Below are 21,186 nucleotides of genomic sequence, written 5' to 3' on the forward strand. Positions count from 1 at the left end.
CGCGACGCTGCTCGACGAAGGCGTCTACCTGGCCTCGATCTCCACCCTCTACCGCATCCTGCGCGCCGACAACCAGGTCGTCGACCGGCGCCGCCAGGCCCGACACCCCACCCGAGCACGCCCGGAGCTGACCGCCACCGGCCCAGGGCAGGTGTTCACCTGGGACATCACGAAACTGGCCGGCCCGACCAAGGGCGTGTACTACGACGCCTACGTCATGATCGACATCTGGTCGCGGTACATCCTCGGGCACCACGTCGCCGCCACCGAGAGCGCCGAGATCGCCCACGACTTCATCACCGAGATCATCACCACCCACGGCGTCCCGCAGGTCGTGCACGCCGACCGCGGCACCTCCATGACCTCCAAACGCGTCGCGACGCTGCTCGCCGACCTGCACGTCACCCGCTCGCACTCACGGCCACGGGTCAGCAACGACAACCCGTTCTCCGAAGCCGCGTTCAAGACCGTGAAGTACCACCCCACGTTCCCCGAACGCTTCGGGTCACTGGCCGACGCCCGCGCGTACTGCGACACGTTCTTCCACTGGTACAACCACGAACACCACCACGCCGGCATCGGCCTGCACACCCCCGCCGACGTCCACTACGGCCACGCCGCAGCCCAGCAGAAGCAACGCACCCACACCCTCGACACCGCCTGGACCGCGCACCCCGAACGCTTCTCCACCCGACCCAGACCCAAAGCGCTACACCTGCCAGACACCGTCTGGATCAACCCACCCGAACCAGCAACCGATCAACCACTACCCCAAGCGGCGTAACACCCACTGGTCCCACCGACCTTGACAAGTTCCGGGTTCCCGGCGGACACCTACATCAACTCGTCGATCCGGACGCGGTGACCGCTCACATCGTCACTACTACCGCAGGGTGGCGCTCACGAGCCGGATGAGCTCATGCCGCCGGTCGTGCGCGTCGGCCGCCCGAGCGTCGTCACGCACGGTTAGCGCGGCTCGCCACCATGCCGTGCAAGCTCTTGCCGAGATCCGCGCGTTGATCACTGGTGCAGATCTAGCCGATGAGCGTGCGTCTTCGGGTTTCCAGCCGGTGGTGCGGGTGGATGTCCAGGCGATAGTCGTTGCGGCCCGCAGCCTCAGTCGCCGCCGGCGTCGTCGGACCCATCACCGTGGTCCGCGCGCTCCAGCACACCGTCGAGGTCGGCCAGGTCCGGTTCCGACGGGTCTCCTCGTGGCGCTATGGCGACCGGCGTTCGCGTTACTGCAGATCATGCGCGGCGTGGTAGGGCCATCCTGCCCACCTCCTCGCCACTGGCGACGTCGGCGACGCGCACCCTCTGGTAGCTGCCGGGAGTGGCCTCACCGGAGGTGACCACGACGGCCACCGGTCGCCGAACGTCTGGAGGTATGCACTGGGCAGCTCGAAGCTGATCGGGCCGGCGAGGAAGAGCGAGACGAACACCACCGGCACAATCCAGTTCGGTTCGTTGTCGAGGTCGTCCTCGTCGAAGAACCAGGCCCGCACGGTGCCGAAGAGACACAGCAGCAGGGGCAGCGTGGCGAGCGCGACGAGCAGACCCGATCCGCGCCGTAGAGAAACGCCCGCCGCACCATCCGCCACCAGGCAGGTGAGCAGGGATGCGAGGGTGAGCGCGGCCCATTCGGTTCTAAATCTCTGTCGGTGGTGACCGCGCCTACCAACGCATGCGAGAGAGATCATCGGTCGGCATGGTGGCGGTGACGGGAACTCCGGCCGCGTAGGCGGCGCGGTCCACAGTGCTGCCGGCTGGGCGCGGGAGACGGGGGCAACCTTGATTCACTCAGCGGCGCGGTTCACTACGTTCTCCCCGGCCACGACACGACCGGGCTCGTCATTGAGTTCGCGGGCAGCATGTTCTGCGATGCGCCGGGTATCGCCGCGCTCGACGCCTGGCTCTGTGAACAAGTCTGCGCGCCGGTCGATGGCCTGTGTGACCGCGCGGTCACCTCGTCGCCCAGGGCGTGCAACCGCGTGGTGGTGGCCGGGTCCGGTGATTCTTCGGCGCTGCGGTGCAGGATGGCTTCGGCCATTTCTAACTGCTCCGCAGTGGCGTGCATCGCCGCTGCCCTCCGTTGCCGGCAGGACATCTCATCTTGTGAAGTCATCCCCGCAGATCTATCCGGCCCGATGGGCGATCACACGGCTTGCGGTGTGCACGAGGTCCGTTCTCAACCCTCCGGCAACCGGCAGGCGCGGTCAACATGTCCGGGCCGTCTGCGGGTCCAGAAGCGCTCCTGTTGTGGCTGGTTCCGTTCGTGACCTACGTGATGGGGCTACCCGTGGTGGCAGGTGGGAACAACTGCAGGTATCGCCGGCAGTTGTTCTATGAGCTCACACTACCTGGGCGGCCATCTTTACTGTCGTTCGATGTGGCGTCGTGTCGGCTGCGACGGTGAACGGGTGGCGCAATCGATGCATCGCCACCTCACCGCAGTCGGATGCACGAGGTGCGGGCTTCTCTTCTTCCGCGGTGGACGGAGCAAGAAACTGTGCCATGCAACCGCAGGCCGCAGCAGGGGTCAGGCTCCGGAAACGCGGAGCGCCGGCAACCGGGTGCCGGTCGCGGCTGAACCCGCCGGGGACCGTCGCCGGGTGGGCGTCGGGTGTGCGGTGACGTGGTGATCACGGTCATGCTATGCCTTCCTCGAACGGCACGTCGCAAAGAAGGCACGGGCCGCAGGCCACGGGACATCGCAAAAACGAACCTGAACAAATGATGATAGATGAAACGCCGAACGACGGCCCGCTGAACCAGTCAGGCCGCCGCGGCAAAGCGTGGATCAGAGCGAGCGGATATTTGACGCCTGCGGGCCCTTCGGGCCCTGGGTGATGTCGAACTCCACCCGCTGGTTCTCAGCGAGGCTGCGGAAGCCGCTCGCGGAGATCGCCGAGAAATGGGCGAAAACGTCGGCGCCGCCGCCGTCCTGGCTGATGAAGCCGAAGCCCTTGTCGCCGTTGAACCACTTCACGGTACCTGTAGCCATGTCTGCTCCTTCGCGGGCTGTTGGAGACCGCACTGTGCGGACTCGCGCGCCACCGCGTTGATCACCCGCGCCGGAAACGACACGAAACGAAAAAAGCACCTGGATGGGTTTTGGTTAACCCATCAGGCGCCGGAAACGTCTACGGAAATCAAAACTGCAACCGGGCAACCATAACACAGAGTCCGGCGCTCGCCGCCAGCCCCATGCGCGCGGCCTCCGTCACAGCACTGCACCGCGAGGCTCAACTTCGATCGCTGCGACGCCTCGGCCATAGACTACGACGAGCCGATCACCGTGTTTAGTGCGCAGCACTCCCGAATCCTGCGCCAGTGTCGAGATCACGTGTTCCACAAGCTCGTCCTCGTCGGAGACGTCCGGTTTGTCGTACGTGAGGTCCATGCGGTCGCCGCCGATGAGCCGGACGCGTAGCACCGTAGTTGCCATGTCGTAGAAGCTAGTCGAGTGGGGATGCCAGGTGCAGTGGCGCTGCCGCGGGCTCCTCGGTCGACTCGCGCAGCCAGATGTACCGACGTGCAACCGCTGCTGTAGGTCGCAGGTCGCCGACACAGGCGAGGCTCGGACGATGGACCACACCCGGGCGGACGTGACAATGGACACGAGACGAGGTCGTGTCGATCCTCGCCGAGAGGGAGCCACATTCATCGCTTGAGTCAGCTCCCTGAGCTGGCAGCGGCACCGCTGCGTGTAGTGCGCGTAGAGTGGGTGGTGGATCAGTTCGTCAACATCGTTGGCGGGCCAGCGCCTACCGGGCGTGCTGCCCAGGTCTCGGCAGTGTCCACAGGACAACTTCGAGGTTTGAGGGCCGAGCGTTGGCAGACCATCCGATCGCCACCGACACTTCGGTGTGCTGACGGACAACGCCGCGTCCGTTACAGGCGACGACCAGCGACGCCGTGAGGCAAACCATCATGATCGGAGGCATGGCTGGCGTCCAGTGGCGGGTCATCCCCTTCAGGCGGCCTTCGGGAAACGTCTGCCCCAGGCACAACGACGCGTTGGCGTCCCGTCAGCGATCATGCCCGGGTCATCAGCCGCTACCTTGCCGGCAACAATCAGCCAATCCCGCCCAGGCGGTACCACGAGGCCGTTGCGGCACGGCTGCGGCAGGTGGGCGCCAATCTGGCTGGCCTGACCGAGCAACACCGACACACCACAGGAGAAGGACATGACTTTCGTGTTAGCCCCGCCCACGGTCCCTCCGTCACCATTGCGCGAGCCCGCCAAGACCCTCCGCGAAAGAGGGGCAGACAGTTTTCACGCCGCGCTCGCCGCGGTCTTGGCCACCGGGCTGGAGAATGCTCTTGAAGCGGGTGACCACCCGAGAGCGATCAGCTTCATCAACCGCGGCTTCGCAGAAGGAAGTCCGGAGCTGGGCTGCGACCTCCTCTGCCAGGCAATTGCGGTCGTGGGGACAGCCCGGACTTGGACCGTGCAGCTCGCGCCCCTGCGATCACCGTAGCTCCCTGGATTGACGCAGCCCGCCGCGCTGCGAATCGCTGCTGCACGAGTACTACCCGGCGTTCCGCGACGCCTTCACCGACCGTACAGGCTTCCTGACCAGCGCGGATGCCCGCACGGCGCTGGCGAATGGCGCACCAACAACGTCGCCTAATCTGCGGCGAGCACCGAAGTTGTCTGGGGGCAGCGACTCTACCTGCTCCAACGACCGAGCGCATCGAAACGCTGACGTTGAGCCGATCAACACAACCGGGTATCCGGATCTGCCGCTTTCCGCGCGTCCGCTGTGCCCGGCCCGGCGATTCGCCGTTACCGGCGGTGAGACACTGCTCGGATGGAGGGCTCAGCGGAGTGGGCGCGGTCCGACGCGTGGGTCCTGGCCGCCATCATGGTGCTCGGCCGAGATGAGGGTTCCTCCCTCACTGAGGTGGTCGCCGCCGGGGACGCCATCAACCACGCGATCCTGCTGGAGAACGAGATCGAGCAAGCCGTGCGCCGGCTGCTGGCGTCGGCCTCATCTCGACATCTCAGCGGCGGTTCTTCCTGACCGACTCGGGCCGGACCATGGCGGCCAAGCGGCGCGGCGGCATGATCGGCCAGGTCGACCACCTCCTGACAACGCTGCGACGGTTGCCCGTGCGGGAGCAGGAGTGGCATCTGGAGCCGGGTGAGCTGCGGAAGGCCGTCGATGGGTGGCACCGGCGTGCCACAGCGATCGCTAAGGGCGGCCGCAGACGAAGGCCCGCCGGCGGATGAGCCGGTGCCCGCACGTACGCCAGGGCCCGCGCGTGCCGGAATGCTGTGCGCCGGGTCGGTCAGCGCAGCGAGACGATGGCGTCGACGTCCACTCGTGGTCGCCCGCTCGTTCCCGCCACGGAGATGACGACGGTGTGGGTGCCGGTCGCCGCCCACGAGTACGCGTAGACCACCGTCGGCGGCTGGACCGTGGAGGCGTAAAGGTCCACGGTCGCCACCGCGGTTCCGTCGACGTACACGGTCGCCTTGCCGCGGCTGGGTCCGCGGGCCGCGACCCACCCGACGGCACGGGTGCTGGCGGTGAACGTCGCGCGGGCGCCGGCCTGGGTGGAGTACCGGACGTAGCCGCCGGAGGCGCCGGTCAGCGCTGTCCGGGTCCAGGTCCCGGACCAGGTCAACGAGGTGGAGGTCTCCTGGTAGAGGGCCGGGGTCAGCACGGGGCCGTACTGCCAGCCGCTCCACAGGCCGGCGTGGTCGCTCGACCGGGCCCGGAAGCGGTAGGTGTGAGCGGGCGCCAACGTCCGGACGACGGTGGTGGTGAGGGCCGTCGGGAGGGTGATGCTGGTCCATGTTCCGCCGTCCAGGCTCTGCTGGAGCTGGTAGGCGGCCACGCCGCTGGTCGCGTCCGTCGCCGACCAGGTCACCCGGGTCGGCACGCTGCTGGTCACCTGGCTGGAGGTCGCCGGCACCGCGGCGGGAGCCTTGACGGCGGGGGCGACGGTGTCCAGCACGATGGTGTCGGAGTAGACCGGCGACCAGTTGCCGGCCCCGTCGCGGAACTGCACGTACACCCGGCGGCTCCCGTTGGCCGGGGAGCCGCCGTAGGCGGAGTCGGCGAGCGACCACGACTGCGGGGTGGCGGTCCACTCGCGGACCGCGCCGTAGGTGAGCAGGCCACCGGAGGTGTCGGCGCGGTTGGCGATGCGCACCTGCGAGACACCCGTCCCGGTGTCCGACGCCGGCATGCTCAACGACACCGAGGTGCTCGTCGTGTAGGACGTTCCGGAGTTGATCGTCACCGAGCCCGTCGGGGCCTGGGTGTCCCCGATCGCCGGCAGGTTCGCCACGATGGTGTCGCTCGCCACGGGCGACCAGTTGCCCTGCTCGTCACGCCACTGCGCGTACACCGTCTTGGTGCCGCCGTCGTTGGTGCCGCCGCGGTAGAGATCGGTCAGCGACCAGGTGGCCGTGGCCGGGTTGCCGTCGAGGTCCTCGGCGTTCCTGAGCACCGACTGGGTGCCGCCGTTGCCGCTCGGGTCGCTCCAGGCGTCGACCGCCGGGGAGTTGGACACCCGGACGCCGGTGACCCGGGCGTTGTCGGTGGCGTTCAGCGTCAGCGTCACCAGCCGCTGGGCGGTCGCGCTCGCGCCGCCGTCGATGACCAGGCTTCCGCTCGGCCTGCTCGGGTCGGTGTACTGCGACCAGCGCAGTCGCAGGGCGCCGCCGCCGTACGGACCGCCGTCGGCGACGATCAGGTAGGTGGTGCCGCCGACCGCGTCGAACCGCAGGTCGTGCCAGGTCTCCCACCCGGTGCGCCCGAGCTGGGTCAGCGATCCGTACCCGGTCCCGGTGTACACGGCGAACATGTTCGTCGTGTTGGCCTCGCCGACCTCGAAGGTCACCGGTCCCGACGCCGGTGCCGTCCACCGGAACCAGACGGTCGCTGCCGGGGCGCGGTCCGGGTCGTGCCGCGGCTCGGCCGCTTCGGCGGTGGCGCGGAGGGTGGTGGCGGACCAGTCGCCGGCCGGGGAGACGCCCTCCCGGCCGGAGAGCGGGACCGCCGAGGCGAGGTCGTCGTGCGGCGGTCGCAGCATGCTCCACCGCATCCGGAACGGGCCGTTCACGTAGTCCGAGCCCTGTACCTGGATCGCGTAGGTCGTGCCGGCTGTCACCCGGACGGTGACGCGCGCACCGGGGTGGACCTGCTCGTCGCCGGACGAGACCTGCTCGGCTCCGGTCAAGGCGTTTACGGCGCCGCCGGTGTACACGCCGACCATCGGATACAGCTCGCCGTCGGTGACCCAGAAGGACACGCTGCCGCTGGACGGCGCGGTCCACCGGTACCAGACGGAGGCGACCGGCCAGCCGTTGCCCGTCGGCTCGTCGGGCTCGCGGGTGGCCCATTCCGAGTTGCCGTCGACGCTGCCCGTGGCACCCGAGATGGCCGTCGCCGCGGCGAACGCATCGTTGGCGGGTGCGGGTGGCGGCGGTCCCCACCTCAGCGTCGCGGTGCCCGGCCACTGGACGGAGGAGCCGTCCCAGCCGGCCAGCCGGATCCGGTACGTCGTGCCCGCCGTCACCGTGAGGTCGAGCCGGGATCCGGGGGTGCCGATCCCGTACCCGTTCTCGCCGAGCAGGGTGAGCGCGGACAGTGTGCTGCCGGCGTAGACCGACAACAGGGGGTGCCGGGCCGGATCGGCGCCGGTCCAGAACCGGACCGGGCCGCTGGCCGGTGCGGTCCAGGTGTACCAGATCGAGCCGTACGCCTCACCCGGTTCACCGGCCTCGACGGTGCTGTCCGACAGCCGCCCGCTCACCGACCCGGAACCGCCGGTGAGGGCCTGCGCCGCGGCGAAGGCGTCGTTCGGCGGGCGCCACGAGACGGCCGATGCCCAGCGCAGCCGGAAGCGGCCCTGCATGTTCGCGGGGCCGGCCAGCAGGATGGTGTAGACCTGCCCGGCGACCGCGGAGAATCCGGCCGGCGCTGGTGTGGTCGGCCCCGACCACGCCGCGGAAGTCGTCGGGGTCGTCCCGCAGCGTGACGGCGTTGTCGTTGATGGTCACGGGCGGCAGCGGTGCCAGCGAGGTCCCCCAGCCGTGGTAGATCCACAGCTGGGTGTCGAAGTCGCCGGTGATCGTGTCGAAGACGTAGAGCCCGCTGGACGGGGCGGTCCAGCGGTAGAACACCGAGGAGTCGAGCGGCTCGTCCACCTCGGATGTGGTCCCGCCCACGTCGTGGCCGTCGACGGCGCCGCTCGACCCGCTGATCGGCGTCGCGTTCGCGACGTAGTCGTTAAGCGGCCGCGGCGGGAACAGCGACCAGGTCAGCTCCGCGATGTCCGGGCCGTACACGAGGTCGGTCACGTCGACCGCGATGGAGTACGTTTCCCCCGCGAGGAGGTCGACGTCGAGCACGATCGGCGCGAGCCCGGCCTGCCGGGCACCCGTGACGCGGGTCAACGCGCCGACCGTGGACCCGCGGTAGACCGACAGGGTGGTGTAGTCGCCGCTGGCCACCGGGTGCAGCCGGCCTGCGGCCGACGCGGTGTGACGCCACCACACCGACCGTCCGCCCGGGACGCCCTCATGCGCCGGTTCGCCCGCTTCCTTCGTGGCCGACCAGGTGTACGACTTCGAGGTGCCCTGGGCGCCGCTGATGACGGTGGCGGCGGCGAACATGTCGTTGGGGGGTGCCGGGATGTCCAACTGCCACGTGATCTTCACCTGCCCGGACGCGCCGGACCTGCCGTCGACCGCCACGAAGTACGTCCGGCCGCCGACGCCCGGGAACGACACCCGGCTCGCGCCGCGCCCGCCGAGTCGTCGTCCGCGACCACCCCGGTGAGCGCGTCGACGGTCGCGCCGGTGTAGACGGCGAGGACGGTGTCGATGCCCGACCCGGCCGTGGAGACCGTGACGGTCGCTCCCACCGGCGGCGTGAGCTGCCACCACAACGAGTGACTGGCGGTCGAGCCGGCGTGCGCCGGCTCCCCCGCCTCGGCGGTCGCCCCGATGTTGTCGGTCAGTTCGCTGCCGCTCAACGGGAGCGGCACCCCGGACGTGAGGCCAATGGCACAGGAGAAGGCGTCGTTGCAGTGCGGGAGCTTGATCATCGAGACCCGGAACGGCGGCTGCGGGCCGACGATCCCGAACGGGGGGCTGCCCTGGCTGTCCACCTGGATGCGGTAGGTGGTCCCAGCCGGGGCCGTGAACTCGGTGCCGTACTCCCCGTGGACGCTGGCGCTGCGTGCGACCCGGGTCAGCGCGCCGGGCGACGATCCGGTGTACACGGTGACGATGAGGTGCTGTGGAACATCGCGCACCGCCTCCCGGACGGTGACGCCAGGCGCCCAGGAGAACCACACCGTCCGCCGGCTGGTGTACTCGTCCAGCGGTTCGCCGGATTCGGCGGTCGCGGCGCAGTTGTCCCCCGCCAGCACCGGTTCGAGGGTGGTCACCACGGTTGCGGCGGCGAAGGCGTCGTTCGCCGGCCGGGCGTGCGGACCCCACCGCAGGGTGGTGGCGCCCGGCGCCACGTTGGCGGAATAGCCGGTCAGGGAGAGGACGTAGCTGGTGCCGGCGGTCGCCGGGAGCACGTAGACCGCGCCGTCGTACGCCGTCGGCGGGCACCAGTCCGTCGCCGGCCGTTGGAGGGTGGAGAGCAAGGTCCCCGTGTAGACAGCCATGCCGGGCTTGAACACGCCCGTCGTGGCGTCGAACCGGTACAGGCCCGACTGCGGTGCCGTCCAGCGGTACCAGATGGACGGCTGCGCCGTGTCGCCGCCCGGCTCCCCCGGCTCGGTGGTGGCACCGGCGATGTTGCCGTCGACGCTGCCCGAGGTGCCGGTGACGACCTGGGCGTCGGCGAAGGCGTCGTTGGGCGGAGGAGCAAGGGCGGCATCGGCGCGCCCGGGAACGCCGAGCAGCGCTCCGACGAGGAGGAGTACGACGACCAACCCTCGGTAGCGCCACATGGCGACCCCCATGAAGGCCCCTGGGAAGGGCGTGGCACGTAGGTGGGGCCAATCCCGACACTAGCCAGGTCAGGGCCCGTTGAGAGGATTTCGAGCGCTACGAAAACCTGGTCGCCGGCGAGCTCTGGCGTCCTCGTCTGCCCAACCCGCCGGCCACGGTTATTGCACTTGCCGTGCAGGATCCTGCTCCTCCTGTGCGGCGAATCGCGGTACATCGAGCCACGTGCAGCCGGTCCACGCCCTCCGCCAGCAGGCGTCAAGGCATGACGAGGCCGCCGTCGACGGGCACGGTCACTCCGGTCACATAGGACGAGGCGTCGCTGACCAGCCAGATCAGCGTGGCGGCCAGCTCCTCGTGCTCGCCGAGGCGGCCGGCCGGCGCCAGCGCCTTGACCATCTCGAAGGTGCCCGGCTCCAACTGGTCGCTCATCTCGGACTGGAAGAAGCCGGGGGCGATGCAGTTGACCCGGATGCCCTTACGGCCGGTCCACTGCGCGGCCAGGTCTCGGGTCAGCCCGATGACGCCGGCCTTGCTGGAGGCGTACGCGGCCTGCGGGATGCCGCCGGGGCGCAGGCCGATGACGCTGGAGATGTTGACGATGGCCCCGCCGTTCGTGGCGGCCCGGGCGAAGGCCTGCGCCATCCAGTAGCTGCCCATCAGGTTGACGTCGACGACGGAGCGGAACTGGTCCGGCGTCTCCCGGCTGGCGGGGACGGCGGTGCCCACGCCCGCGTTGTTGACCAGCACGTCCACCCGTCCGAAGTGCTCGACGGCGGTGGCGATCAGCGCCTCGCAGTCCTCGGGCCGGCTGACGTCGGTGGCGCGGGCCGCGTACCGGCGGCCGGCCGCCTCGACCAGCGCGCCCGTCCCCGGCAGTCGCTCCACCCGGCGGGCGCCGAGCACCACGTCGGCACCGGCCTCGGCGAGCGCGCGGGCGAACGACACCCCCAGGCCGGAGGAGGCGCCGGTCACCACGGCGACCTTCCCGTCGAGGCGGAACCGGTCCATCACGCTCACCCTGGTGCTCCTCACGCTCGCCGTGCCCTGGACGCCATACCGACCAGCCGGTATGTTCGGCGTCCGGCGACGGTAGCGAGCCGCCGCCATGCGCGTCAATGGGAGGGCAGCCATGGACTTCGAACCGACCGCACGCGCCGCCGAGCACCTCAAGCGGCTCCAGGAGTTCATGGACGACCACGTCCACCCGGCCGAGCCGGTCTACGCGGCGCAGCGGGCCGAGCTCGCGGCGGCCGGGAAACTCCACCACCTGCCCGCCGTCGTCGAGGACCTCAAGGCCGAGGCCCGCCGTCGAGGACTGTGGAACCTCTTCCTGCCCGCCGTCTCCGGCCTGACCAACCTGGAGTACGCCCCACTCGCCGAGCTGATGGGCCGCTCCATCGAGCTCGCCTCGGAGGCCACCAACTGCGCGGCGCCGGACACCGGCAACATGGAGATCCTGCACATGTTCGGCACCGCCGAGCAGCAGGAGCGCTGGCTGCGCCCGCTGCTCGCCGGCGAGATCCGGTCGGCCTTCGCGATGACCGAGCCGGACGTCGCCTCCAGCGACGCCACCAACATCTCCACCCGGATCGAGCGCGACGGAGACTCGTACGTCATCAACGGCCGCAAGTGGTGGACCACCGGCATCGCCGACCCGCGCTGCCAGATCATGATCGTGATGGGCAAGACGGACCCGTCGGCCGACACCCACCGGCAGCAGTCGATGATCCTGGTGCCGGTGGACACTCCCGGCGTCGAGGTGGTCCGCTCGCTGCCGGTCTTCGGCTACCACGACCAGCACGGGCACGGCGAGGTCGTCTTCACCGACGTCCGGGTGCCGGCGTCGTACCTGCTCGGCGAGGAGGGCGGCGGCTTCGCCCTCGCCCAGGCCCGGCTCGGCCCCGGCCGCATCCACCACTGCATGCGCGCCATCGGCCTGGCCGAGCGCGCGCTGAGCCTGATGGTGCACCGCGCCGCCGGCCGGGTCGCCTTCGGCCGGACGCTGGCCGAGCAGGGCGTGGTGCAGCAGCAGATTGCCGAGTCCCGGATGGCGATCGAGCAGGCCCGCCTGCTCACCCTCAAGGCCGCCTGGATGATCGACAAGTACGGCGCCAAGGGCGCGCGCACCGAGATCGCCGCCATCAAGGTGATCGCCCCCCGGGTCGCCCTGGAGGTGCTCGACCGGGCGATCCAGGTGCACGGCGGCGCCGGGGTCTCCGACGACGTCCCGCTCGCCGCGATGTACGCCGGCGCCCGTACGCTGCGCATCGCCGACGGCCCCGACGAGGTGCACGTACGCGACGTCGCCCGGCGCGAGATCCGCCGGCAGCTGGAGTCGCGGTGACCGTCACGACCACCGAGCCGACCACCCCGGCCGGGCGGCGGCGGGCGCCGCGCGGCTCGGCCCGGCGCAGCATCGTCGCGGCGGCCACCGAACTCTTCGCCCGCCGCGGCTACGAGGCGACCAGCGTGCAGGAGATCGTGGCCGCGGCCGAGGTCACCAAGGGCGCCCTGTACCACTGGTTCGGGTCGAAGTCCGAGCTGCTCACCAGCATCTACCGGGAACTGCTCGCCGAGCAGACCCAGCGGCTGCGGGAGATCGCCGACGGCAGTGGGCCGGTCGAGGAGCGGCTGCGCGCGGCCGCCCTCGACGTCGTGGAGCACACCGCCGAGCACGCCGACGAGCTGACCGTCTGGGCCAGGTCGGCGCACCTGCTCGACGACGAGCAGGCCGAGGCGACCCGCCGGGAGCGGCGGCGCTACCACGACCTGTTCCGCGACCTGGTCCGCGAGGGGCAGGCCAGCGGGGCGTGCGCACCGACCTCTCCGCCACCGTGATCACCCACGCGTTCCTCAGCGCCCTGGGCAACACGCACACCTGGTTCCACCCCGACGGCCCGCTGACCTTCGCGGAGGTCGGCCACCAGCTCGTCGCGCTGTTCCTCGGCGGCCTGCGCCCGCCCGGACCGGACCCGGTGGCGCCCCACCTCGCGGAGCGACCAACGGACGCGCGCCCCGCCGAGGGTGGCGCGCCACGGCCCCGGCAGAGCCCGGGCAGGAACGGGTGAGCGACGAGGAGCGCCCCGCGCCGCCCGCGGCGCGGGACAGTGTGGAGCCGCCCGCCGCGGCCGGCTCGGCCGCCCCAGCGAAGCCGACCGGGCCCGGCGGGGAACCCGTCCGGGCCGAGCTGGCCGAGGTGCTCCAGCGCCAGGCCGGGCTCCACGACGCGGCCCGCGCCGAGGCGGCGGCGAAGCGGCACGCGGCCGGGCGGCGCACCGTACGGGAGAATCTCGCGGACCTGATCGATGACGGCAGCTGGCTGGAGTACGGCGGGCTGGCCGTGGCGGCGCAGCGGTCCCGGCGGCCGCTCGCGGACCTCGCCGCGGCGACCCCCGCCGACGGCGTCGTCGTCGGCGTCGGCCGGGTCGGCGTACCCGGGTCGCCGCGGTGGCGTACGACTACAGCGTCCTCGCCGGCACCCAGGGCGTCACCGGTCACCGCAAGACCGACCGGCTCCTCGACGTCGCCGCGCGGGACGGGCTGCCGGTCGTGGTCTTCGCCGAGGGCGGCGGCGGCCGGCCGAGCGACACCGACCATCCGACCGTGGCCGGTCTGGAGCTGACCACCTTCGCGTCGCTGGCCCGGCTGCGGTCGCTGCGGGTCGGGATCGCGGCCGGGTACTGCTTCGCCGGCAACGCGGCGCTGCTGGGCATGTGCGACGTCACCATCGGCGTCGCGGGGGCCAGCATCGGCATGGGCGGACCGGCCATGGTGGAGGCCGCCGGGCTCGGCGCGGTCGCGCCGCGGGACGTCGGCCCACTCCACGTGCACCTGGCCAGCGGCGCCGTCGACCTCGCCGCGGCCGACGACGCGACGCGGTCCGCCTGGCCCGGCGCGTCCTCGGCCACGCGGGCGGGACGCTGACGGACGGCCGGCACGAGGACCAGCGCCGGCTGCGCGACGTGCTGCCGGAGAACCGGCGCCGCGCCTACGACGTGCGGGGCGTGTTGCGCCTGCTCTTCGACGTCGACTCGGTGCTCGAACTGCGGGAGCGGCACGGCCGGTCCCTGGTGACGGCCCTCGCCCGCCTCGACGGGCGGCCGGTGGGGGTGATCGCCAACAATCCGCTGCATCGGGCCGGGGCGATCGACGCCACCGCCGCCGGCAAGGCCACCCGGTTCCTGCGACTCTGCGAGCGGCTGGGCCTGCCCGTGGTGAGCCTCTGCGACACCCCGGGGATCATGGTCGGCCCCGACGCCGAACGGACCGGGCTGGTGCGCGCGGTGGGCGACCTGTTCACGGCCGGCGCGTCGCTGCGTACCCCGCTGGTGGCGGTGGTGCTGCGCAAGGCGTACGGCCTCGGCGCCATGGCGATGGCCGGCGGCGGCTTCCACGCCACCCGCCTCACGCTGGCCTGGCCGACCGGCGAGGTCGCGCCATGGGCCTGGAAGGCGCGGTGCGGCTCGGTCACCGCCGGGAGCTGGCCGAGATCCCCGACGAGGACGAGCGCCGACGCCGGTACGACGAGCTGGTCGCCGACGCCTACGACCGGGGGCGGGCGCTCTCGGCCGCGGCGAGCTTCGAACTCGACGACGTCGTCGACCCCGCCGACACCCGGGACCGGCCCGTCGCGGCGCTGTTCTGACCGGGTGCGGCGCTCAGCCCGCCGCCGGTGCCGCCGCGGTGCTGGTCAGCACCTGACCGGTGCGCGGCCCGCCCGCCAGCGCGCCCGGGCCCCACTCCATCGCCACCAGGAACAGGGTGCGCCCGTCCGGGCCGCCGAGCGCGCACGCGAAGCAGCCCCGGTCCAGGTCGATTCGGTCCAGCACCCGGCCACCCTCGGCCACCCGCACCGCGCAGCGTTCGGCACGTCGCCGTACCAGACGGCGCCCTCGGCATCGAGGCAGATGCCGTCGGGCGCGGCGTCGGGGATCGCCGCCCAGACCCGCCGACCGGTCAGCGCGCCGTCGGCGGCCACGTCGTACGCGGTGAGCCGGGCGGCGTACGACTCGGCGACGATCAGGGTGCCGCCGTCCGGCGTGAGCACCATGCCGTTGGGGAAGGCGAGACCGTCGGCCACCAGCCGGGGTGGCCCGTCGGGCGGGACCAGGGCGATCGCGCCCGGCGCGAACTCGCCGCCGGGGAAGTCGAACCCGATGGTGTTGACGTACGCGTTGCCCCGGGCGTCCGTCACCACCTCGTTCCACGGGTGCGCCACCAGCGACCGCAGGTCGGCGTGGCCGACCAGCGTGCCGTCCGGCTCCCGGCGCAGCAGCCGACCGGCCCCGCCGGCGACGACCAACAGCCGGCCGTCGGGCAGCCAGTCGAGGCAGATCGGCAGGCCGTCGACCCGGGCCGCCACCTCGGTCCGGCCGTCGGCGTCGACCGTCAGCACCTCCCCGGCACCCCAGTCGGCGAGCCAGAGCCGCCCGTCGTGCCAGCGGGGCGACTCCCCGAAGGCCAGTCCGTCCACCAGTACGCGTGGTGCCGTCATCGGTGCCTCCCCATCAGGTCACGGGCCCGCCGCAGGTGCGCCCGCTCGGCGGTGTTGTCGGTGCGCGCGATCGCCGCGTCGTACGCCCGGGCGGCCTCCCCGGTGCGGCCCAGCCGGCGCAGCAGGTCGGCGCGGACGGCGTGGAACACGTGGTACCCGGCCAGGTCGAGGCCGTCGACCAGGACGAGCGCGGCGGCCGGTCCGGCCACGTCGGCCACCGCGACCGCCCGGTTGAGCGCGACCACCGGGCCGGGGGCGACGGTCATCAGCTGGTCGTAGAGCGCCACGATCTGGCCCCAGTCGGTGTCGGCGGCGGTCGCCGCGTCGCTGTGCACCGCGTTGATCGCCGCCTGGATCTGGTACGGCCCGGGCCGGTCCCGCCGCAGGCAGCGGCGGACCAGCGTCTGCCCCTCGGCGATCAGCTCGCGGTCCCACCGGTCGCGGTTCTGCTCGGCCAGCGGCACCAGAGCGCCGTCGGGTCCGGTACGGGCGGGCCGGCGCGCCTCGGTGAGCAGCAGCAACGCGAGCAGCCCCAGCGCCTCCGGCTCGTCCGGCATCAGCTCGGCGAGCAGCCGGGCCAGCCGGACCGCCTCGGCGCACAGCTCGTCGCGGACCAGCCGCTCCCCCGAGCTGGCGGTGTGCCCCTCGTTGAAGATCAGGTAGACCACGGCCAGCACGGCCCGGAGCCGGTCGGGCAGGTCCGCGTCGCGGGGCACCCGGTACGGGATCCCGGCGTCCCGGATCTTCGCCTTGGCCCGGACCAGGCGCTGGGCCATGGTCGGCTCCGCCACCAGGAAGGCGCGGGCGATCTCGGCGGTGCTCAGGCCGCCGAGCAGCCGCAGGGTCAGCGCGACCCGGGCGGCGGCGCCCAGCGCCGGGTGGCAGCAGGTGAAGATCAGGCGGAGCCGGTCGTCGCGCACGGGTCCCTCCTCGGCCGGTGCGTCGCGGGCGTACAGGAGTGCGGCCTGCGCGTGCCGGTCGGCCCGGGTGGCCTCACGGCGCAGCCGGTCGACCGCCCGGTTCCGGGCGGTGGTGATGATCCAGCCGGCGGGACTCGGTGGCACTCCGTCGACCGGCCAGCGGCCGACGGCCGTGGTGAACGCCTCCTGGACCGCCTCCTCGGCGAGGTCGATGTCGCCGAGGACGCGGATCAGGACGGCGACCGCGCGGCCGTACTCCGCGCGGAACACCCGCTCGACGTCGGTGGGCATGGGCGGCGGTCAGACCTCCCCCTGGAACGGGCGCACCTCGATCGGCAGGGTGGTCGCCAGGGCGTACCGGCGGCCCCACTCCAGGGCGGCGTCCAGGTCCGGCGCGGTGATGATGGTGAAACCGCCGAGGTACTCCTTGCCCTCGATGTAGGGCCCGTCGGTGACCAGCACCTCCTCCCCCTTCGGGCGCAGCACGGTGGCCGTCTCCGGAGCGTGCAGACCGTTGCCGAAGACCCACGACCCGGCCTCGACCAGCTCGTCGTGGATGGCGTCGACCTTGCGCATCACCCCGGCCAGGAACTCCGGGTCGGGCATCCCCTCGCCCGCCGGCTGGTACATGCTGATCAGGTACTGCTTCACGGTGTCCTCCTCGCCCGGCGGCCGGGCCTTCGCCGGCCCCTTCACCCTCCACACGAACGGGCCGCCGCCGGATCGACACGCCGACCGAGGTTGATGTCGGTCGTCTTCGCGGGGCCCGCGCCAAGCGGCCGGCTGTGCTTGGATGCCGATCATGTCCGTACCGACGCCCGACCCCGACCATCAGCCCGAGCCGGGCGGCCGACCGCCCGCCGGGAAGGCGCCGGGTCCGGTCCTGGCCGCCGCCATCCTGCTCTACATCGGCGGCGGGCTGACCCTCCTGTACGGCCTGGTCGGCGCCCGGGTCAGCGGCGGGTTCTCCAGTCTGCTGCCGCCCTGGGCGCTGGTCCTGTACGGCCTGCTCTACGTCGGGTTGGGCTGGGGCGTGCAGCACGGTCGGCGCTGGGCCCGGCGCACGGTGCTGGTGCTCTGCGGGTTCGGCGTCGCGCTGGCGGCCGTCAAGCTGGTCGCGGGTGGGAAGGCCTCGGCCATCGTCGACCTGCTCTGGCCCCTGGTGTACGTGGCGCTGCTCTGCACGGAGGCCGCCCGGGACTGGTTCGGCCGGACGCCGCAGCCGACCGGCTGACCTGCGCGGGTCCCGGCCAGAGCCGGCTGAGCGGCGCCGGTCCGATCCGGCCGCACGCCCCAGACCCGACCCACCGCATGGCAGAGAAAATCTTCCATATATCTATTGAAGTTAATCTTCATCCTGTGACCTAATACTGACAGTTCCTTTCGTTGCTCCCGCCGCCCCCCGCGGCGTCCCCCAGGGAGGAAAGATGAACCGTCCCCTTCGATCGGCGCTGCGGACCGCCGCGGCCGCCCTGCTCGCCACGGTCACCCTGGCCGCCTCGGCCACCCTCGGCGCCACCCCGGCCAGCGCCGCCCCGGCCGGCCTGCCCGGCATGGACGTCTCCAGCCACCAGGGCAACGTCAACTGGTCCGCCGCCTGGAACAACGGCGCCCGGTTCGCGTATGTCAAGGCCACCGAGGGCACCTACTACACCAACCCGTACTTCGCCCAGCAGTACAACGGCTCCTACAACGTCGGGATGATCCGGGGCTCGTACCACTTCGCGCGTCCGGACACCACCAGCGGCGCCACCCAGGCCAACTACTTCGTCGACCACGGCGGCGGCTGGTCCAAGGACGGCAAGACCCTGCCCGGCGCGCTCGACATCGAGTACAACCCGTACGGCTCGACCTGCTACGGGCTGAGCCAGGCCTCGATGCGCAGCTGGATCGCCTCGTTCGTCAACCAGTACTACGCGCGTACCGGCCGGTGGGCGACCATCTACACCACGACCGACTGGTGGACCACCTGCACCGGCAACACCTCGCAGTTCGCCGCCAACAACCCGCTCTGGATCGCCCGCTACTCCAGCTCGGTGGGCACCCTGCCGGCCGGCTGGCCGACGTACTCGTTCTGGCAGTGGGCCTCCTCCGGCGTCTTCCCCGGCGACCAGAACGTCTGGAACGGCACCCTGGACCGGCTCAAGGTGCTGGCCTGCAACGGACCCTGCTGATCCGCTCCGGTGGCGGGCCGCCCGGCCCGCCACCGCGCCCCTGAGACGAGGAGGTCCCGATGTCCGTCCCCGTACCCCGGCGGGCCGTGCTGCGCGGCGCCGTCCTGCTCGGCGCCGCCGCCGGCGTCACCACCCTCGGCCAGGTCACCGGCGACCGGAGCGCGCGGGCCATCGCCACCCGAGTCGACCAGCCGACGATCGCCAACTGCGCAACCTGGGGCGCCCGGCCGCCGTCGTCGGCGGTGACCGTGGTGCAGAACCGCCCCAACAAGATCATCATCCACCACACCGCGTTCCCGAACTCGACCGACTACAGCCTGGCCCACGCGTACCAGAACTCCCGCGACATTCAGAACCTGCACATGGACACCAACGGCTGGCTCGACTCCGGGCAGCACTTCACCAACAGCCGGGGCGGGTACCTGACCGAGGGGCGCCACGGCAGCCTCTACGGGCTGCTGCACGGGCAGACCATGGTCCAGGGCGCGCACTGCGTCGGTCAGAACAGCCAGGCCATCGGCATCGAGAACGAGGGCATCTACCTCGACGTGCAGCCGCCGCAGGCACTCTGGGACAGCCTGGTGACGTTCTGCGCGTTCACCTGCCAGCAGTACTTCATCCCGGCCACCGAGATCTACGGTCACAAGGACTTCAACAACACCCAGTGCCCGGGACTGCTGCACGACCGGCTCCCCGAGCTGCGCAGCGCGGTGGCGGCCCGGCTCGGTTGAACACGGCCGGCCCGGGCCGGCCCGCCGACGGCGCGGCAGTGGCACCTCGCCGACGCTGTGAAGCTGATGACGTGAACGAATCGCGGCCGCAGCCGCGGTGATTCGTCTGCGTCATCAGCTTCGTAGTGCGGTCCGGACCCACCCCGCTTCCCCGCGGCCGACCCGCCAGCCGGGCTCATCGCCACTGCTCGCTTATATAAGCCCGATCTGATAGAAAGAGGTCGTGCACGCCTTCGACGTCCTCGGGGACCCGGTCCGCCGCCGGATCCTGGAGCTCCTGGCCGAGGGTGAGCAGACCGCCGGCAGCATCTGCGCGGCGGTCCAGCGGGAGTTCGGCATCTCCCAACCGGCCGTGTCGCAGCACCTCAAGGTGCTGCGCGACAACGGCTTCGCGACCGTACGACCCGAGGGCACCCGCCGCCTCTACGCGGTGGACCCGCAGCCGCTCCGCCAGGTCGACGCCTGGCTGGACCATTTCCGCCGATTCTGGACCCCGCCGCTGGAGGCGCTCGCCACCGAACTGGCCCGGGGCCGGCGGGAGCGGCGACTGCGCGAGGGCGGCCCCGACGAGAGGAAGACACCATGATCGACGTGACCGGGCAGATCAGCGCCGTCGAACGCACCGTCGGCAGCCGTACGCTGCCCGCCGGGCAGGCGCGCGTGAGCATCATCAGCCAGACGTACGACGCGCCGCTGGAGGACGTCTGGGACGCCTGCACCAGCGCCGAGCGGATCCCCCGCTGGTTCCTGCCGATCTCCGGCGAGCTGCGGCTCGGCGGCCGCTATCAGCTGGAGGGGAACGCCGGCGGTACCGTCGAACGCTGCGACCCGCCGCACAGCTTCGCCGCGACCTGGGAGTACGGCGGCGAGGTGAGCTGGATCGAGGTACGGCTCAGCCCGGCGGGCGCGGGGCGTACCCGGTTCGAGCTGGAACACGTCGCGCACGCGGACGACCAGCGCTGGGCCGAGTTCGGCCCGGGCGCCACCGGCGTGGGCTGGGACATGGGCCTGCTCGGCCTGGCCTCCCACCTGGCGGGCGACGGCAGCGGAGTCAGCCCCGACCAGGCCGCCGCATGGATGGGCTCCGACGAGGGCCGCCGGTTCATGACGCTGAGCAGCGAGCGCTGGGGCGAGGCGAGCGTGGCGGCCGGTACCCCGGCCGACGAGGCGCGGGCGGCGGCGCAGCGGACCACCGCCGCGTACACCGGAATTCCGGCCTCCTGACCCATGGCGCGGGGTGCCCGGGAGCCCGGTCGCCCCGCTTGCCGTGGCCGGGGTGCGGCAGCGCGGTGGCGGCCCCCGCCATCCTGCGGGAGCGGGGCGGCCGGGTGGCGGGAGCGTTCCGCCGGCCCGGCGGGTAACGTGCTGCGGCGTGACCGGCGCACCGTACTCGCACTGCTCGTACTGCGGCGCGGCCTATCTGGCGGGAGCCGGCTGGCCGCGCGTCTGCACGGTCTGCGGCCAGAACGTGTGGCGCAACCCGCTGCCGGTCGCGGTGGCGCTGCTGCCGGTACGCACGGCGACCGGCCTGGGCGTGGTGGTGGTCCGCCGCGACATCGAGCCGGCCCGGGGCCAGCTCGCGCTGCCCGGCGGATTCATCGAGTACGGCGAGGAGTGGTCGGAGGCGCTGGTCCGGGAGTTGCGCGAGGAGACCGGCCTGCTGGCCGAGCCCGAGCAGGCCCGGCTCTTCGCGGTGCACGGGGCGCCGGCCGGCGGCACCATGATGGTCTTCGGCGTGCTGCCCGAGCGGGCGGCCGAGGAGTTGCCGCCGTCCGCGCCGACCGAGGAGGCCACGGAGTGGCTGGTCCTCACCGAGCCGGTCGAGCTGGCCTTCTCCACCCACACCCGGGCGCTGGCCGACTTCCTGGCCGGCCAGCGAGCCGTCTGATCCCCTGCGCCACCGCGCCGACGGGGCCACGCCACCACCGGGCGA

General features: G+C 71.9%; 24 protein-coding genes and 1 pseudogene. 14 read left to right on the plus strand and 11 right to left on the minus strand.

The features are described 5' to 3' along the window. Window positions 1-784 (plus strand): DDE-type integrase/transposase/recombinase (locus tag JNW87_RS11680; protein ID WP_238453663.1); only part of this gene is annotated, 784 nt, incomplete at its 5' end. A gap of 454 nt (window positions 785-1,238) precedes the next feature. Here the strand turns inward: JNW87_RS11680 and JNW87_RS11685 are convergent. The 4 genes from JNW87_RS11685 to JNW87_RS11700 all read right to left on the minus strand — a co-directional run bounded on the left by JNW87_RS11685 (window position 1,239) and on the right by JNW87_RS11700 (window position 3,448). Then, a complete protein-coding gene (locus tag JNW87_RS11685; protein ID WP_109799689.1) occupies window positions 1,239-1,700 on the minus strand; it encodes a hypothetical protein in 462 nt (153 codons plus the stop codon). Window positions 1,701-1,816: 116 nt separating this feature from the next. Continuing rightward, on the minus strand, window positions 1,817-2,050 hold the full coding sequence (locus JNW87_RS11690) for a hypothetical protein (protein WP_146230948.1): 234 nt from the start codon (window positions 2,048-2,050) through the stop codon (window positions 1,817-1,819). Between the two features lie 750 nt (window positions 2,051-2,800). Beyond that, the gene (locus JNW87_RS11695) at window positions 2,801-3,004 is read right to left on the minus strand and encodes a cold-shock protein (protein ID WP_109799691.1); all 204 of its coding nucleotides are present in this window, start codon (window positions 3,002-3,004) and stop codon (window positions 2,801-2,803) included. A gap of 219 nt (window positions 3,005-3,223) precedes the next feature. Next, window positions 3,224-3,448 carry a hypothetical protein gene (locus JNW87_RS11700; protein ID WP_109799692.1) on the minus strand — a complete coding sequence of 75 codons (225 nt, stop codon included), beginning with the start codon at window positions 3,446-3,448 and terminating at the stop codon, window positions 3,224-3,226. 1,369 nt (window positions 3,449-4,817) lie between these two features. Here JNW87_RS11700 and JNW87_RS11705 point away from each other — a divergent pair. Beyond that, a complete protein-coding gene (locus JNW87_RS11705) occupies window positions 4,818-5,030 on the plus strand; it encodes a hypothetical protein (RefSeq protein WP_238453664.1) in 213 nt (70 codons plus the stop codon). A 268-nt stretch (window positions 5,031-5,298) separates the two neighbouring features. Here JNW87_RS11705 and JNW87_RS11710 read toward each other — a convergent pair whose 3' ends face one another. From JNW87_RS11710 to JNW87_RS11725, 4 genes are all read right to left on the minus strand, one after another. After that, window positions 5,299-7,776, minus strand: coding sequence for a hypothetical protein (locus JNW87_RS11710; RefSeq protein ID WP_146230949.1), 2,478 nt, complete (start codon window positions 7,774-7,776; stop codon window positions 5,299-5,301). Continuing rightward, window positions 7,736-8,683, minus strand: a complete 948-nt coding sequence (locus tag JNW87_RS11715) for a hypothetical protein (protein WP_238453665.1) — start codon at window positions 8,681-8,683, stop codon at window positions 7,736-7,738. Before JNW87_RS11715 ends, JNW87_RS11710 begins: the two co-directional genes overlap by 41 nt. After that, on the minus strand, window positions 8,680-9,945 hold the full coding sequence (locus tag JNW87_RS11720; protein ID WP_238453666.1) for a hypothetical protein: 1,266 nt from the start codon (window positions 9,943-9,945) through the stop codon (window positions 8,680-8,682). The genes JNW87_RS11715 and JNW87_RS11720 overlap by 4 nt, the downstream gene beginning before the upstream one ends. 244 nt (window positions 9,946-10,189) lie before the next feature. Next, window positions 10,190-10,942: an SDR family NAD(P)-dependent oxidoreductase gene (locus JNW87_RS11725; RefSeq protein WP_236647235.1), complete on the minus strand. Its 753-nt coding sequence runs from the start codon at window positions 10,940-10,942 to the stop codon at window positions 10,190-10,192. Between the two features lie 121 nt (window positions 10,943-11,063). On the opposite strand from JNW87_RS11725, the gene JNW87_RS11730 reads away from it, so the two are divergent. From JNW87_RS11730 to JNW87_RS11745, 6 genes and pseudogenes are all read left to right on the plus strand, one after another. Beyond that, on the plus strand, window positions 11,064-12,278 hold the full coding sequence (locus JNW87_RS11730; protein ID WP_109799696.1) for an acyl-CoA dehydrogenase family protein: 1,215 nt from the start codon (window positions 11,064-11,066) through the stop codon (window positions 12,276-12,278). Further along, window positions 12,275-12,772, plus strand: a complete 498-nt coding sequence (locus JNW87_RS40590) for a TetR/AcrR family transcriptional regulator (protein ID WP_309233939.1) — start codon at window positions 12,275-12,277, stop codon at window positions 12,770-12,772. The genes JNW87_RS11730 and JNW87_RS40590 overlap by 4 nt, the downstream gene beginning before the upstream one ends. After that, window positions 12,745-13,002, plus strand: a complete 258-nt coding sequence (locus JNW87_RS39420) for a hypothetical protein (protein ID WP_309233940.1) — start codon at window positions 12,745-12,747, stop codon at window positions 13,000-13,002. Before JNW87_RS40590 ends, JNW87_RS39420 begins: the two co-directional genes overlap by 28 nt. Window positions 13,003-13,381: 379 nt before the next feature. After that, window positions 13,382-13,858, plus strand: coding sequence for a carboxyl transferase domain-containing protein (locus JNW87_RS39425; protein ID WP_309233941.1), 477 nt, complete (start codon window positions 13,382-13,384; stop codon window positions 13,856-13,858). 29 nt (window positions 13,859-13,887) lie between these two features. Then, a pseudogene (locus tag JNW87_RS41475) lies at window positions 13,888-14,358 on the plus strand (carboxyl transferase domain-containing protein); the annotation flags it as partial. A 14-nt stretch (window positions 14,359-14,372) separates the two neighbouring features. Beyond that, a complete protein-coding gene (locus tag JNW87_RS11745; RefSeq protein WP_238453667.1) occupies window positions 14,373-14,579 on the plus strand; it encodes a hypothetical protein in 207 nt (68 codons plus the stop codon). A gap of 45 nt (window positions 14,580-14,624) precedes the next feature. On the opposite strand, the gene JNW87_RS11750 is transcribed toward JNW87_RS11745, so the two are convergent. The 3 genes from JNW87_RS11750 to JNW87_RS11760 are packed head-to-tail and all read right to left on the minus strand — an operon-like array spanning window position 14,625 to window position 16,999. Then, window positions 14,625-15,428 (minus strand): SMP-30/gluconolactonase/LRE family protein, encoded by an 804-nt coding sequence (locus JNW87_RS11750; RefSeq protein WP_238453668.1) that lies wholly within the window; start codon window positions 15,426-15,428, stop codon window positions 14,625-14,627. Further along, entirely contained in the window at window positions 15,425-16,639 is a 1,215-nt protein-coding gene (locus JNW87_RS11755) for an RNA polymerase sigma factor (RefSeq protein WP_109799699.1), read from the minus strand. Before JNW87_RS11755 ends, JNW87_RS11750 begins: the two co-directional genes overlap by 4 nt. Window positions 16,640-16,648: 9 nt before the next feature. Continuing rightward, window positions 16,649-16,999, minus strand: coding sequence for a YciI family protein (locus JNW87_RS11760; RefSeq protein WP_109799704.1), 351 nt, complete (start codon window positions 16,997-16,999; stop codon window positions 16,649-16,651). Window positions 17,000-17,150: 151 nt separating this feature from the next. On the opposite strand from JNW87_RS11760, the gene JNW87_RS11765 reads away from it, so the two are divergent. The 6 genes from JNW87_RS11765 to JNW87_RS11790 all read left to right on the plus strand — a co-directional run bounded on the left by JNW87_RS11765 (window position 17,151) and on the right by JNW87_RS11790 (window position 21,141). After that, complete coding sequence (locus tag JNW87_RS11765) at window positions 17,151-17,582, plus strand: hypothetical protein (protein ID WP_238453669.1); 432 nt, start codon at window positions 17,151-17,153, stop codon at window positions 17,580-17,582. A gap of 193 nt (window positions 17,583-17,775) precedes the next feature. Next, window positions 17,776-18,522, plus strand: a complete 747-nt coding sequence (locus tag JNW87_RS11770; RefSeq protein WP_201749525.1) for a lysozyme — start codon at window positions 17,776-17,778, stop codon at window positions 18,520-18,522. Window positions 18,523-18,581: 59 nt separating this feature from the next. Then, on the plus strand, window positions 18,582-19,253 hold the full coding sequence (locus JNW87_RS11775; RefSeq protein ID WP_109800773.1) for a peptidoglycan recognition family protein: 672 nt from the start codon (window positions 18,582-18,584) through the stop codon (window positions 19,251-19,253). A gap of 223 nt (window positions 19,254-19,476) precedes the next feature. Further along, entirely contained in the window at window positions 19,477-19,839 is a 363-nt protein-coding gene (locus JNW87_RS11780) for a helix-turn-helix transcriptional regulator (RefSeq protein ID WP_109800772.1), read from the plus strand. Next, window positions 19,836-20,477, plus strand: coding sequence for an SRPBCC family protein (locus JNW87_RS11785; RefSeq protein ID WP_109800771.1), 642 nt, complete (start codon window positions 19,836-19,838; stop codon window positions 20,475-20,477). Before JNW87_RS11780 ends, JNW87_RS11785 begins: the two co-directional genes overlap by 4 nt. A 148-nt stretch (window positions 20,478-20,625) precedes the next feature. Continuing rightward, on the plus strand, window positions 20,626-21,141 hold the full coding sequence (locus JNW87_RS11790; protein ID WP_109800770.1) for an NUDIX domain-containing protein: 516 nt from the start codon (window positions 20,626-20,628) through the stop codon (window positions 21,139-21,141). Window positions 21,142-21,186 lie beyond the last annotated feature (45 nt).

The organism is Micromonospora sp. ATA51, assembly GCF_016802855.1.
GTDB classification, from domain to species: Bacteria; Actinomycetota; Actinomycetes; order Mycobacteriales; family Micromonosporaceae; genus Micromonospora; species Micromonospora sicca.

What these genes read in the sequence shown, in the direction of transcription:
- JNW87_RS11775 (WP_109800773.1), top strand. Translation starts at nt 18,582, where the DNA reads ATGTCCGTCCCCGTACCCCGGCGGGCCGTGCTGCGCGGCGCCGTCCTG.
- JNW87_RS11730 (WP_109799696.1), top strand. Translation starts at nt 11,064, where the DNA reads ATGGACTTCGAACCGACCGCACGCGCCGCCGAGCACCTCAAGCGGCTC.
- JNW87_RS11745 (WP_238453667.1), top strand. Translation starts at nt 14,373, where the DNA reads ATGGGCCTGGAAGGCGCGGTGCGGCTCGGTCACCGCCGGGAGCTGGCC.
- JNW87_RS11690 (WP_146230948.1), bottom strand. Translation starts at nt 2,050, where the DNA reads ATGGCCGAAGCCATCCTGCACCGCAGCGCCGAAGAATCACCGGACCCG.
- JNW87_RS11700 (WP_109799692.1), bottom strand. Translation starts at nt 3,448, where the DNA reads ATGGCAACTACGGTGCTACGCGTCCGGCTCATCGGCGGCGACCGCATG.
- JNW87_RS11695 (WP_109799691.1), bottom strand. Translation starts at nt 3,004, where the DNA reads ATGGCTACAGGTACCGTGAAGTGGTTCAACGGCGACAAGGGCTTCGGC.
- JNW87_RS11725 (WP_236647235.1), bottom strand. Translation starts at nt 10,942, where the DNA reads ATGGACCGGTTCCGCCTCGACGGGAAGGTCGCCGTGGTGACCGGCGCC.
- JNW87_RS11765 (WP_238453669.1), top strand. Translation starts at nt 17,151, where the DNA reads ATGTCCGTACCGACGCCCGACCCCGACCATCAGCCCGAGCCGGGCGGC.
- JNW87_RS11705 (WP_238453664.1), top strand. Translation starts at nt 4,818, where the DNA reads ATGGAGGGCTCAGCGGAGTGGGCGCGGTCCGACGCGTGGGTCCTGGCC.
- JNW87_RS11750 (WP_238453668.1), bottom strand. Translation starts at nt 15,428, where the DNA reads ATGACGGCACCACGCGTACTGGTGGACGGACTGGCCTTCGGGGAGTCG.
- JNW87_RS11685 (WP_109799689.1), bottom strand. Translation starts at nt 1,700, where the DNA reads ATGATCTCTCTCGCATGCGTTGGTAGGCGCGGTCACCACCGACAGAGA.
- JNW87_RS11770 (WP_201749525.1), top strand. Translation starts at nt 17,776, where the DNA reads ATGAACCGTCCCCTTCGATCGGCGCTGCGGACCGCCGCGGCCGCCCTG.
- JNW87_RS11720 (WP_238453666.1), bottom strand. Translation starts at nt 9,945, where the DNA reads ATGGGGGTCGCCATGTGGCGCTACCGAGGGTTGGTCGTCGTACTCCTC.
- JNW87_RS11785 (WP_109800771.1), top strand. Translation starts at nt 19,836, where the DNA reads ATGATCGACGTGACCGGGCAGATCAGCGCCGTCGAACGCACCGTCGGC.
- JNW87_RS11755 (WP_109799699.1), bottom strand. Translation starts at nt 16,639, where the DNA reads ATGCCCACCGACGTCGAGCGGGTGTTCCGCGCGGAGTACGGCCGCGCG.